This window comes from Paenibacillus medicaginis, from assembly GCF_042138635.1.
Taxonomy (GTDB): domain Bacteria; phylum Bacillota; class Bacilli; order Paenibacillales; family Paenibacillaceae; genus Paenibacillus; species Paenibacillus medicaginis.
Genome location: NZ_JBHIRY010000040.1, coordinates 27341 through 40625 on the forward strand (window position 1 = coordinate 27341; position 13285 = coordinate 40625).

Here is a 13285-nt window from a genome sequence, read left to right on the forward strand (position 1 = left end):
GTGGGAGTCCATTGGCGTGGATTAGTTCTATATTTGTAGCGATTGTTGCCATTGAACATATTTATATCCTGATTTTGGAGATGTTCTTGTGGACGAAACCGAGAGCAAGGAAGGTGTTTGGAACGAGCCGCCAGTTTGCGGAGGAGACAAAAGCCCTCGCAGCAAACCAGGGGCTGTACAACGGTTTTTTGGCCGTTGGGCTGCTATGGGGACTCGTACATCCCAATGGTGGGTTCGGTATCCAAATTCAGATATTCTTTCTGCTTTGTGTTCTCGTTGCTGCCATTTACGGCAGTGTGACGGCGAAGAGATCCATCCTGATTACGCAAGGCCTTCCGGCATGTATAGCGTTTGTATTTGTACTTATTCATGTTCTGCAATGACCGTTGAACTGAAAAAGAATAATGTCATTCTTGATGCCATCGCACCAGCAAACGGGTTAGTCAGCCAACAAATGAATAAGCTTGTTGATAGTACAAATGGCAAGCTGTACATAAAACAAAAACGGGCTGTCCCCAAAGTCATTGAAGACGACTTGGGACAGCCTCCTTTTTTTGCAAGCAGCAGCAAAGGACATCTGGACTCCCATCGCGGGAGTAACAGTTGCTTTTCATTTCAAGGGATAGCAAAATAGAAAACAGAAAATAGCTCAACATCTAATTTTAGGCTTGGTTATTGAGATTTCCCATATGAGCAAAGGAGTCTTTGCATGACAAAGGTACTTGTAGTGGATGATGAAGCAAGCATTTCCGGCGCGGTGGCTTATGCGCTGCGGCGGGAGGGTTATATTGTAGAGACAGCGGCGGACGGGCAGGAAGCGCTGGACCATGTCGAAACGTTCAAGCCAGAGGTCATGGTGCTTGATGTGATGATGCCGCGTTTGAGCGGTTACGACGTGTGCCGCAAGCTGGAAGGGCGGCCGCAGAGGCCAGCAATTTTGCTGTTGACGGTCAAGAACGATATCGTTGACAAAGTGCTGGGCCTGGAGCTCGGGGCGGACGATTACATGATCAAGCCGTTTGATATGCGGGAGATCATTGCCCGGGTCAAAGCCTTGTCTCGCCGCAGACCGCACACGTCCGTGGAGGCGCAGGAGTTGGTTCAGCTTGCCGGTTTGTCGATCAATCTGCCAAACCGTACGGTTCACGCGGAAGGATCCGTGATCGAGCTGACGCCCAAGGAGTTTGATTTGCTGGCACTGCTCGCGCGGAGCCCGGAACGGGTCTTCTCGCGGGAGTCGCTGCTTGAACAGGTGTGGGACATGGACTTTGCCGGCGGAACGCGAACAGTGGATATCCATGTCCAGCGGCTGCGCAAGAAGCTGGGCAAATGGCAAAACGTGATTCAAACCGTGTACGGCATCGGTTATAAAAGCACGGAGTCGCAGCCATGAGACGGCGGCCCTGGCGGTTGGGCCTCAAGTGGAAGGCCGCCGTAATGCTGGCTCTACTGCTGGCGGCCGTGATCATGGTGCTCAGCTTCCTCGTGCTTGCCGGCATCCGGGACGATCAGCGCGACCGGCTGGAGCAAACGCTGGCGCGGGAGGCAGAGGCTGCCAATTTAAGGATTCGCCAGGAGGCGATGACGAGCGGTTCGCTTTCCCCGGACGATTTTATGGAGCGAAGCGGCCAGCGGCTTGCCGTCGATCTTGGTGCGCAAAGTGGTCTGCCTGTCACGCTGTATAAGCCGGACGGCACGCTTGCCGGCACCTCGCTGCCGTTTCAGCCGAAGGCGGGCGTGAAGGACGCGCTCGCCCATACGGCACAAGGGCAATCGGCCTATATTACGGAAGGGGACCGGATGCTGTATTTGGCGCCACTTTACAATGCCGATGATCGGCAGGTGGGCACGATTCAGCTTCACGTTTCGCTGGCTGAGCAGCATGCTTTTTACGCACGGATACAGCGCTTGTTTTGGGTTACCGGTGTTTTGGTGCTGGCGGCGGGTTTCCTGCTCGGCTTCCTCTATGTATGGCGGCAGGCCCATGTCATTGGCAGGCTGAACCAGGCTGCCCAGCGCATCGGAGAAGGGCAGTATCTGTCCGAACCCATTGTGCGCCGGGCTGATGAGCTGGGCGAGCTGGCGCAGGGCATTTATGAGATGAGCGGGAGAATCTCCTCGTCTCTTACCCAGTTGACGGAAGAAAAAAGCAAGCTGCTGGAGGCCGTTGTCCGCCTGCAGGAGCTGGAACAGCAGCAGAAACAGTTTATCGGCAATATCAGCCATGAGCTCAAAACGCCGCTAACCTCCATTCTCGCCTATGCTGACCTGCTGGACATGTACCGGGATGACCCCGTGCTCCTGGATGAAGCGGGCAAGCAAATCGGCAAGGAGGCGGAGCGGCTGTACGGGCTCGTGGAGAAGGCGTTGAAGCTTTCCTCCATGGACGTATACGAGTTCGAGACGCATGCGATATCCGTCAGCCTGCTGCCGCTGCTTCAGGAGGCGGCGGCCCGCCTGCAGGCGAAGGCGGAGAGGTATGGGATTGAGCTCGTCACGACGCTGAAGCAAGGCTCCGTGTGGGCCGATCCGGATAACCTCATGCACATAGTGCTGAATCTGCTGGATAATGCGATTAAATATAACAAGCCGGGCGGGAAGGTGCTGTTATCTAATGAGGCAATTCAGGATCGGGGTGGACAAGGCTGGATGAACATCACGTTCCGGGATACCGGCATCGGGATTCCGGAGGAGGCGAGGGCCCAAATCTTTGATCCTTTTTATACCGTCAGCAGCGACCGCTCCAGAGCCCATGGTGGCACGGGACTCGGTCTGCCGCTCGTGAAGGGTCTGGCGGAGAAGCAGGGCGGAACGGTCGAGCTTGCAGGCTCCGGGCCGGAGGGTTCGGTGTTTGTCATTACTCTCCCCCTGCGGCAGCCGGAACGCCTGGAGATTATTTCCGCCAGAAATGGTCCAGACTTGGAATAAGGTCTGATTGAATTTACAAGTTTCCGGGTTCCCCGCAATGGTTCTGAATGGGCTCCGGTGCAAGCCCCCACGTTGTGGGGCTTTTTACATTGAAGACGTGAATGTTACAAGAACGTTACAAGTCGGATATGTTTTCGGGATATTCCTTTTCTATACTAAGGTCAACAGGGGATGCTGAAGCAGACGAAGTCAATGAAGCAGGCCGCTTGAGACTGTGCCCCTGTGGCGGCGCTGGAGGTGCCTATATTAATGAAACAAAATGCTGGAATGTACGGCATCAAGCTCTTTGCGGCCGTGCTATTGTCACTGGCCCTGACGGCCTGCCAATCGTCCGGCGACCGGCTTACAGTGGTCAACCCTGATGTCAGCCGAACCGGAACGCAGACAGATCAGAGCCCGGATCCTGCTCCGGGCGGTGAACGGAAGCTGACTGTCGTCAAGACGCCGGAACAGCAGGTTGACCGGGAGCTCACAGTCGCCCGCACGCACCGGATTGAGGCTGCAAGCATTCAATCCTGGCTGTCGGAGGACGAGGTCAGCATTGAAACGACCAAGCTGGTGAAGGCGGGAACCGCGACGGAGGAGCCTAAATATGAGTACACGTCTTCCATCGTGAATATCAACACCGGCCAGAGCAGGAAAAATACCGGGGAGGGAGGGCAGCAGGTGAAAGGATATATGCTCGTCAAAGAAACCATTTCACCGGACGGCAGCTACAGCTTCATTCAGAAATGGAAGGACAAATATATCGCGGACAATTTCGTGAAAAATCTCCAAACAGGCCAGACGATTCAGATCAAGGGCGACAATTACCTGGAGCGGGGCGGTTGGCTGAATGCGGACACGTATATTCTGGCCGCAGGCTCCATGAGCGGGCGCGGGGAAATTCGCCAAATCTCGGCTGCGGACGGGAAGGTGACGGCTGTAACGCTAGATGACCCGGATGCCGAGATGTTCGGGCAGTTTGGAGCCAGCCATGGCCGGATTTATTATACCGACGATCAGCATGTGCTGAAGGTGTTCGAACCAGGGCAAGCGAAGCCGGTCAGCCTGATTCAGGATGTCTGGAGCTTCGAAATTTCGCCTGACAGCCAATATATCGCAGTGTCCACGGTCACGCAATCCGGCGAGTTTAAAGGAAGCAAGCTGCTGATTTACGATGCCGCCGGGAGCCTTCAAGGCTCGCTGATCGGCAAGGGTGACCTGATTTCCTATATCTCGTGGTCCCCGGATTCCGCGAAGCTGGCGTTTGACGTCTATACAGAGGATAAAACGGGCATGAACGGGGTGTATATTTTCGACACCCGCTCAGGCCGAGTATTACCGCTCGCGCAGTATTATGCCGCCGGTGATCCGATGCCTCATCCCGTGTACCCGTTCAGCTGGAGTCCATCCGGCAACCGGCTGGGGTTCACGCTGGATGACCCGAAATCGCTGCTCGTCACGCACGTTATTGATTTTAAATAAACGCATTTGAACAGAGAGGAACGAATCCCATGAACAATATGAAAAAATCGATTATCACCCTCGCCGTAGCTGGCATGACGTTAACAGGCGCAGCCGGAGTGTATGCAGGCACGCAATTGCAAAAAATCACCGCTTATCTCAATCACCAGATCGGCATTCAGGTAAATGGGGAAGCTTATTCCCTGGCGGACCGGCAAGGCACCCCGTTAACACCAATCACCTATAATGGTACGACATATTTGCCGGTGCGGGCGATTGGCGACGTACTTGATGTGCCGATCAGCTATGACGCCAGCAAGCAACAGGTGCAGATTGGCGGTGGGAAAGGCGGAGATAACGACGGAGACAATGGCGCCAATGTGGGCCTGGCTGCGGTGAATTTTACTCAAGCTCAGTTGAAGGGGATCACCAAGGCATATGCGAAATTTGAATCCTTTGAAACACCTTATGCTCCGGCACAAATGGTCAAAGGAGATGCCTTCAATAAGGTTGGTGCCTCAGAGGATGGAGTAAATCTGCTCTTTAAGCATATGACGGTAAACGTATCGCCGCGTGACTATGCCTACCTGTATGATGGCAAGACGGTCAAGCTGTCGAACGGGGTTAAAGCCAAATGGTATACGCCGGATAAAACGCCAATGTTAAGCTTTGCGCTGGATGATCGTTTTGTTACCCTGAGCTCGCCGGACCATACATTGAACCAGACACAGCTCGAACAAGTGGCCGTAACCGTGGCCAAGCTGAAATAGTACACGTATCCAAAATATAAAGACGGGAATAAGAGAGCAGAATCGGAAAGTCTGCCGGAGCATATGCAAGCTCCAGCAGACTTCCGGCTTTATGACGAAATTTGGTCACGTTTGGTGGTCTGAACCTGTGGGTCCTTCTTCGGCTCCTGTTCGTTTATTAAAGCATTTCCAACTCATCCAGAAATGCGGGACGTCTATTATATTGGGTCTTTAACTGCGCAATGATCGCTGCCTGATTTTCTTGGCCAAAGATTTTTTTATAACGTTTAAGCATGCTGCATGTGCTCCGGTACTGCTTTCGGTTGGCAGCTGCTGCGGCATCTTTATAGATTTGATTGCTGTAAATCTGTTCAACTTCCTCACAATACTCCGCTGATAGTCGTGAAGCGTACTCTTCGATTACGTAAGGATTCGCCTTTACATAAGCCAGCATTTCTGCCAGATCATTTTTCTCCGAAATCAGTCTAAGATAGACATCTCTGGTTCTCCACTTGTCCGTCTCTTTCAATTCTGGAAGGATGCTCCGGTAAAGATCTTCCTTGTCCCCCTCGAACAGGGACTCCAGCTCATGATAATAAGCGTAATCCCCATCCAACAAAAGTTCTTTTGCCAGTTTTTCCTGTTCATTCCTTGAAGAAAGCTTTTTGTAGGCTGCATATTTGGCACCCTTCCACTTGGTGACCCGACCGGGAAGCTTATGATCCTGCCGTTCTCCTTCTTCAGCCAATTCGAGAGCACGTTGGTAATTTCCGTGCTCTATGTTTTCCTCAATAGCCCATGCTCTGAAAAAAGTGAAATGAAGATGCTTCTGCACAAAGCTTTCCGCTTCCTCTATGGAGCCGTATTCCTGAATAAGCTGGAACAGAATTTTGAGCAGCGCTTCCATTGTAGATTGTCCGAAGTCTTGATTGGCATTGGAGGCGATTTGCTTCTCAATCGTCACCCTGAGTGTTTCTCTGAGCTGCTTCGTATCCGCGATTCCCGCACAAATACTGAGCAGTTCAATCCGGAAATCATCCCATCCATCGAAAACACGGTTCTCACTCATATGGAGAAGTCGGTTAAAAATGTGCTCATGGACAGAAGCATCCTGCTCGTCCATGTTATTGGCGATCACGCCGATTTGCTCCAATGTTACGCCCACCAGCATGCCGATATTGCCGTTCGAATCATCCGCATACTGGAATGCCTCAATACCTTCCTCCAGCACCAGCAGGGCGATTTCCAGTTCCAATAGGGCATCCGCTGTTTTGTCGGCATCCTGCAACACGGCGAGTAGTTCCGTTGTAAAATTGTGAGTTTCTCTATAAGGAATGAGGCCCTCGCGTCCGGTATACTTTTTCACAATAGAGTCAATTAACTTTTGGCATGATTTAAGCTGCTTCGAATGGTTACCTTTGGTGTATTTCACCAGCAGTCCGTTTCTAAACACTTTATCCTGCTCTGCGACCTGGGCGATGATATGAATCAGCTCTTCTTGGGACAAAGATTGCAATAGGTCTTCTATTTCGTGATTTTTCGACATTGACATTCACGCTCCAAAACAATTTTATATTGTTAATAGTATACTAGACTTCTGCCTGACTAAACCCATAATTGAAAAGAGAATGCAACGAAGAAACATATTAGGTATGAGATGGGGGATTCAAGTGAATGTTCAAGTCTATACATTAAACGCTTTTGCAAAAGGAGAACAGGGTGGGAATCCGGCCGGGATTGTTCTGAACGCCGATTCGATGTCTACAGAAGAGATGCAGCAGGTGGCGCGTATCGTTGGCTTTTCGGAGACGGCTTTCGTGGAAAAGTCGCAGTATGCTGATTTTAAAGTCCGCTACTTTACTCCTAACGATGAAGTTGATTTGTGTGGACATGCTACGATTGCAACCTTTTATCTGATGATGTCCCGAAAATGGATCAGCACCGGAACGTATACTTTGGAGACAAAAGCCGGAATATTAGAGGTGGCTGTAAAAGAAGATGGCAGCGTGTTTCTTGCCCAGGCTCTGCCGCAATTTTATGAGGAACTCGATCGGCAAACCGTTGCCGATTCCTTACGGATTAGTCCAAATGAATTGTTTTCTGATTTGCCCATCCAAATTGTTTCTACAGGCTTGCGGGATATTTTGATTCCTGTCCGGAGCATGGATGTTCTGGAACAAATTTACCCTGATTTTGATCAAATTAAAGACATCAGCAAAAAATATAATGTCATCGGTTATCATCTATTCACTTTGGATACGCCAACTGATGCCATTGCCCGCTGCAGAAACTTTGCTCCTTTGTATGATATTCCAGAAGAGAGTGCCACGGGGACCTCTAATGGAGCGCTAACCTGCTACTTATATAAACACGGAAAAATTACATCGGCTCAAGCTGCTCAGCTCATTTTTGAACAGGGCTATACGATGAATTCCCCTTCAGAAATTCGGGCAAATCTGTCGGTGAACGAAGCAGGGAACATAATGAAGATAGAAGTCGGAGGCACGGCCTCTAACATACAGGTTCGAGAAGTAAAGATCTAAGAGATGAACTATACTAGAAGTCGCGAGCTGGAGAAAAAATAAGCAGCCGTTTCCCGCCGAAAAGCCAGGAAACGGCTGCTGTATCAAAGTGTCTATTCGGCTGTATTATGCCTCCACCGCATATTGCTTGCCTTCTTTACGCTTCTTCGCGTATTCGGCGGTTGCAGTAAACAGGACGTCGGAGGAGGAATTCAGCGCTGTTTCAAAAGAGTCCTGCAGGACCCCGATGATGAATCCTACGCCAACCACCTGGATCGCAATCTCGTTCGGGATACCGAACAGGCTGCATGCCAGCGGAATGAGTAAAAGTGAACCGCCAGCCACACCTGAAGCGCCAGCCGCAGATATAGCGGATACTACGGAAAGAATGAGCGCCGTGCCAAAATCTACTTCAATACCCAGCGTATGCACCGTTGCGAGCGTTAAGACAGAAATCGTCACTGCCGCGCCTGCCATATTGATCGTAGCCCCCAATGGAATGGATACTGCATACGTGTCCGGGTCCAGCTTCAGCTTTTCGCATAATTTCATGTTGATAGGAATGTTTGCTGCTGAACTTCGTGTGAAAAAGGCGGTAATCCCGCTTTCTTTCAGGCAACTGAACACAAGCGGATAAGGATTTCTGCGAATAGTCAGGTAGACGATAAGCGGATTAACTACAAGCGCTATAAACAGCATACATCCAATGAGTATAAGCAGCAATTTGCCGTAATCGAGCAAGGAGGACAGCCCGTTGGTTGTAATGGAATCAAAAACAAGCCCCATGATACCCAGCGGTGCAAAATGGATGACCCACTTGACGATGTGGGATACAGCGTCTGAAAAGTTAACAAGCAAGGTTTTTGTGCTGTCATGGGCATTTCTTAACACAACACCAAGCACGACCGCCCAAGCCAGAATACCGATATAATTGCCAGTCATCAGGGCATTTACCGGATTATCCACCACATTAAACAGCAAAGCTTTAAGCACTTCTACAATTCCGTCAGGTGGAGTCAGGTCTTCAGAACCCTTGACGAGCGATAAGGTTACTGGGAATATAAAGCTTGCAATTACGGCGATCAGTCCCGCCAGAAATGTGCTCAAACCATAAAGGACAAGGATCGATTTCATATTCGTTTGCTGGCCTTTTTTGTGATGCGAGATGGCGGACATGACGATGAGCAGAACCAGCAGGGGCGCAACCGCCTTTAAGGCGGATACAAACAGAGAACCAAAAATGCTGATGCCTGTTGCCTGAGGAACGCTTAAAGCCAGAATGATCCCCACTATAATCCCCACTAGTATTCGTTTGACCAAGCTCACTTGGTTCCACTTGAGCAGCAATGATTTCATGATTTCCCTCCGATACAAAATTATGAAATAAAACTTGGCCCAGCGCCATTTCGTAACAAGGCAAGTTAGTTAGATGTTAGTTTACCATGAAAAATATCGATTGTGTATAATTTCATAAATTCTCGGAATTTCCCTGTGTTAAATTTTGCACGACCCGGTAACCGTTTTTTTGAATTGTAATACAATTGGAAAGGGATTAGATACGAAAGACTTATATGTGAAAGATCGATTAAATAGGTCTATATACCTCTATAACGGAATTTTTTAGTATAAAAGTATTGTTTTTTGTGGTAAAGTAGGTTGTCGGCTGTGATTTCCACATTCAGGAATGAACTGCAGATCATAGACTTATCAAATGAAAACGGAGTGAAGAGGTTATGAAGTACAGGAAAATGCTGATTTGGTTCATTCTTGCGATTTTCTTGGTGGGCAGTCTGGAGCTTCCCGCAGGAATTGCAAAAGCTGAAGTGGCTACATTAGTCACGAAAAAAATGAAGGATTATCTGGAATTCCCCGATACACATGAAATGATGGAAGGCGACTTCATGATCTATGTCCTTCCGGATGGCGATGGACAGTCGCGTGTCTTTAAATTCGAGACGAACAATAGAATTACGCCCGAAAACAAGCTTCGTTTGTATAACAACGGAACCGAAGTTGATCCAACGAAGTTTAAAGTTGACTATACCAACTACACCATAACGCTGGATGAAGCACCCTACTCCGGAGCGGAGCTTTATTTTACATACTTGATTTTTCCAAATTTTGAATGGAAAACATCTCTCTCAAACGTAGAACATATCGGAATTTTCCTTGGTAAGTGGGAGGGTTCAACACGAGTCTTTCATTTAGCGACAAACCATGTTTTGAATTCGAGTGAAAATGTCGTTTTAGAGATAGGTAGTTTTACAAAAGTTCCTGCATCCAGTTTTACTTTTAATCACAAAACGGGCACCATAACGATATCGGAAAAATACGATGCCCTGGTACCTGGCTCGAAAATTTACTTTTACTTCCCTGTTAGCTCTATTATCAGTACGCAAACGCCTGCAGGGGAAGTAGAAGAAATTCCAACGCCCACAGAAGAAACGGGAGGCCCCCAAGAGCCTGTCGATCAAACAGGGAATACCGGTGAAGGAGAAAATCAAGGGTCTACGGATGAAACAGAGGATACTCCGGCATCTGACGTTGAAGTAGAGGAAACGGATACATTTGTTGACGAACAAGACGATCCTCAGACATCTCCCGATGAAACAACGGAGGATACTGCACCTGCTGAATCTGAATCTCCTGAGCATGAGGAAGAAGTAGAATTTAACGTGCCTGTTGGTGAGAAATACCCGGGCCGTATTACGCTCAAGTCGAATTTTACGTTTACCGTCAGTATTAAAGCTTCGGCGTTCCGGCCGACCTACATTTCCTATCTGATCATCAAGAATGCAAAAGGCAATGTAGTGAAACGAATCCGAATCAACACAAGCTCATCTACAACCTATTCCATGAAACAGCTTGGACTGCCTTCAGGCGGATATTACTTTTATTTGAAAACGATCAACCAGTCAGGCGGCCTGGCGGCATCCATTCCGCAATTTGTGCCCATCAACAACGAATCCTCACTGATTCAAGTGCTTATTGAAGGGCAGAGACAAGCTTATGTGCAGCCGCCTGTTAAAGTAAAGGGAAGTGTGCTTGTTCCGTTCCGGGCTCTTTTTGAAGCGCTTGGTGCAAAGGTCAAGTGGGACGGTGCCACCAAAACGATCACGGCAACCAAAGGCGGGACCACCCTTAAACTAACGATTGGCTCCAAGGTCGCATACGTAAACGGCAAGGCTATTAAATTAAGTGCAGCACCACAACTGATCAATGGTGTAACGATGGTGCCAATTCGATTCATTGGCGAGGCGTTTGGCGGAATGGTAGAGTGGAACAATGCTTATAGCTCGGTGATTATTTTCCAAAATGAACCTTCCATTCCTACAACAGAGGAAAGCGAGCGGGCAGAAGAAACGGATTCGTCCGGTTCCTCACCTATTTTCGAGAACATATCACAAAGCATTAACAGCTCCTCCGATATTGTGTTTGTCATTGATGTAACAGGCAGTATGGGAGAGGCGCTGGATTATGTAAAAGAAACGGTGAAAAGCTTTGCCGCTTCAGTGCCGTCTGGCTCCAATTTTGCCATCGTTGCTTACCGGGATATTAATCATGTGACTTCTTCTCATAAAGATCTGCAGTTTTTTGAGTTCACGGGTGACAAAAATGTGCTGAGGGCTAACCTGGCGGCACTGAAGGATTCCGGCGGCGGGGATACGGCAGAATCCGGCCTGGAAGCCATTCATATGGCGGTGGACAAGCTGTCGGGCAACAAGAATGCCAAAAGAATTATTTTTGTAACAGATGCCCCTGTTCACGACAAAGGCACCTCCCGAGGAAAAAGCAGCTATTCCATTGAGCAGATTACAGATGAACTGAAAAAGGAAAATGTTGCTCTTGATGCCATCGCTCCAACAAGCGGAGCTGCCTACAAACAAATGACTCGGCTTGTTGATGCCGGCAAGGGCAAGCTGTACGATATTGAGGATGCTTCCGTGTTGCAGATCAAAAAGTAAGCTTTTGTACTGCCTACATCAATATGGCTTATTTCAAGCTCAAAAGAAAAAGGAATATTTTGCTGGTTGTCATTGAAGAGTGTAAGGTTCTCCCTTATAATCAAAGCGTGGTCCTAGAATTTGTAATCAATGGGGGAAGAGACAATGTTAGTAGGTAAAGGCGCAGTACGTGAAATGTCGAACGATATCGACAAAGTTGTAAGAGAGATTGACCAGATTACTCAGTCCAAAATTGACCGTGTGTCCGATAAAATTGATTCTGAGCTGAATTCTTGTGGTCGTGAGTTAACGAATGCAGCGACTACATTGTCTCAAATCAAGCCTCTTATCGATCGACTGGTTGCGCAAGTTGGACAAAATGCACCAGATCATGTGCAAGTTCTTGTAACATCTATCGCACAGGAAGTCATGTCCAAAGTGATTGCTGCAAGCGGAAACATTGATGAGGTTCAGAAGAATATTAAGGATGTCGACAAATTAACCAACGAAATCGACAGCTTGACTGATGAAATTGACAAGCTGACCAATAAAATCGACGAAATCACCGACAAATATCAGAAATAATAAGGAGGCCTGTCTTCATGAGTGACTATACACCGCCTGTAGGACAGCCCAATTATATATCCGGATGGGGAAACAATCAGGCGAAAGAAACAGCTTCCAAGATTGATCACATCGCGGATAAAGCCAAATTTGGCATCGAAATGCTGGGATCGGGTCTGATCGGCATTGATGCCATTGAGAAAGAGTTAATTGAACTCTCGCATGCTCCCAACCCGCCTACTCAAGAACAAATCAGAGCGATTGCTCATCGTCTTGATGCTCACCAGAAGCAGTTTCAACAAGCTCTGGACCGCATCAAAGATATGATGACAGATATCGACAGGGAGACAGATTCGATCCAAAAGCCGCGTACAAGCTGGTAAACAAAAAAAGCCGTGAATCATGCGTTTAATGGTTCCCGGCTTTTTCCGTTCATCTACAGCTAGATAACACCCAGCATTCATGTGGAAAAGCATTTTATAGATCCATGAAATTCACCGTTCGAATATCCTAGTGGCCCCTTCCTTGCGGAGCCAGCTGCTCTTCTGCTAAGAAAATGATGGCTTAAGTCAATGAGTGCTTTCTTTACAGTGTTCTTGAAAAGAATTTGTGCGTGTTATAATGGGTTTAGTATTAAAATATCGGAGGGATACATGAATGCTCCCACAAAAAATTGACCGTCAAACAGCCAACGCTATTAAATCTTTACTTCAGAAACATAATATAAATTTTGCTCGTGTGCTCATTGATCTAGATAAGCAAACTGTAGTAGCCCAAGAGGAAGATTATTCTGTCGATGATCTTCTTGAGGCAGCAGGGAGCTTGTCACCAGAACGAGGTATGGAGATTCTTGAGGAAGTTAACCAAGCACGTGGAGAATGGAATTCATAACCGCGCATGGACACACGCGACTTTAGTCGTGTGAGGAATTGTGCTCGGCATAAGGGCTACCACTGGTAGCTCGAAAGCCGAGAGGTCCATGCTTCCTCCTTTCGTCATGAGAATTTAACATGGTGTGCTATATTGAATGTAGTGAAAAGAGGTGAATCCGATATCCACCATTACAGCAAAAATCCAAATCGATGTCCCGCATGAACATAAGGAGATGCTCATCAAGACCATCCATACCTAC

Annotated in this window: 12 protein-coding genes; 10 read left to right on the top strand and 2 right to left on the bottom strand. The window is 48.3% G+C overall.

All coding sequences use genetic code 11. The features are described 5' to 3' along the window. Nucleotides 1-11: 11 nt before the first annotated feature. From ACE5LO_RS24920 to ACE5LO_RS24940, 5 genes are all read left to right on the top strand, one after another. Nucleotides 12-383 carry a DUF1304 domain-containing protein gene (locus ACE5LO_RS24920; RefSeq protein WP_375522632.1) on the top strand — a complete coding sequence of 124 codons (372 nt, stop codon included), beginning with the start codon at nucleotides 12-14 and terminating at the stop codon, nucleotides 381-383. 326 nt (nucleotides 384-709) lie between these two features. After that, a complete protein-coding gene (locus ACE5LO_RS24925) occupies nucleotides 710-1393 on the top strand; it encodes a response regulator transcription factor (protein WP_375522633.1) in 684 nt (227 codons plus the stop codon). Continuing rightward, nucleotides 1390-2928, top strand: a complete 1539-nt coding sequence (locus tag ACE5LO_RS24930) for a sensor histidine kinase (RefSeq protein WP_375522634.1) — start codon at nucleotides 1390-1392, stop codon at nucleotides 2926-2928. Before ACE5LO_RS24925 ends, ACE5LO_RS24930 begins: the two co-directional genes overlap by 4 nt. Before the next feature lie 249 nt (nucleotides 2929-3177). Further along, a complete protein-coding gene (locus ACE5LO_RS24935; protein ID WP_375522635.1) occupies nucleotides 3178-4395 on the top strand; it encodes a WD40 repeat domain-containing protein in 1218 nt (405 codons plus the stop codon). Nucleotides 4396-4424: 29 nt separating this feature from the next. Continuing rightward, complete coding sequence (locus ACE5LO_RS24940; protein ID WP_375522636.1) at nucleotides 4425-5144, top strand: stalk domain-containing protein; 720 nt, start codon at nucleotides 4425-4427, stop codon at nucleotides 5142-5144. A 157-nt stretch (nucleotides 5145-5301) separates the two neighbouring features. On the opposite strand, the gene ACE5LO_RS24945 is transcribed toward ACE5LO_RS24940, so the two are convergent. After that, complete coding sequence (locus ACE5LO_RS24945) at nucleotides 5302-6669, bottom strand: hypothetical protein (protein ID WP_375522637.1); 1368 nt, start codon at nucleotides 6667-6669, stop codon at nucleotides 5302-5304. 124 nt (nucleotides 6670-6793) lie between these two features. Between ACE5LO_RS24945 and ACE5LO_RS24950 the strand changes: the two genes are divergently transcribed. Beyond that, nucleotides 6794-7666: a PhzF family protein gene (locus tag ACE5LO_RS24950; RefSeq protein WP_375522641.1), complete on the top strand. Its 873-nt coding sequence runs from the start codon at nucleotides 6794-6796 to the stop codon at nucleotides 7664-7666. Between the two features lie 105 nt (nucleotides 7667-7771). Here the strand turns inward: ACE5LO_RS24950 and sstT are convergent, their stop codons facing one another. Next, a complete protein-coding gene (sstT, locus tag ACE5LO_RS24955) occupies nucleotides 7772-9001 on the bottom strand; it encodes a serine/threonine transporter SstT (protein ID WP_375522638.1) in 1230 nt (409 codons plus the stop codon). A gap of 377 nt (nucleotides 9002-9378) precedes the next feature. On the opposite strand from sstT, the gene ACE5LO_RS24960 reads away from it, so the two are divergent. The 4 genes from ACE5LO_RS24960 to ACE5LO_RS24975 all read left to right on the top strand — a co-directional run bounded on the left by ACE5LO_RS24960 (nucleotide 9379) and on the right by ACE5LO_RS24975 (nucleotide 13044). After that, on the top strand, nucleotides 9379-11610 hold the full coding sequence (locus ACE5LO_RS24960) for a stalk domain-containing protein (protein ID WP_375522639.1): 2232 nt from the start codon (nucleotides 9379-9381) through the stop codon (nucleotides 11608-11610). 144 nt (nucleotides 11611-11754) lie between these two features. Beyond that, a complete protein-coding gene (locus ACE5LO_RS24965; protein WP_375356898.1) occupies nucleotides 11755-12174 on the top strand; it encodes a hypothetical protein in 420 nt (139 codons plus the stop codon). Between the two features lie 17 nt (nucleotides 12175-12191). After that, entirely contained in the window at nucleotides 12192-12536 is a 345-nt protein-coding gene (locus tag ACE5LO_RS24970; RefSeq protein ID WP_375356899.1) for a hypothetical protein, read from the top strand. A gap of 274 nt (nucleotides 12537-12810) precedes the next feature. Next, on the top strand, nucleotides 12811-13044 hold the full coding sequence (locus tag ACE5LO_RS24975) for a hypothetical protein (protein ID WP_375522640.1): 234 nt from the start codon (nucleotides 12811-12813) through the stop codon (nucleotides 13042-13044). Nucleotides 13045-13285: the final 241 nt, after the last annotated feature.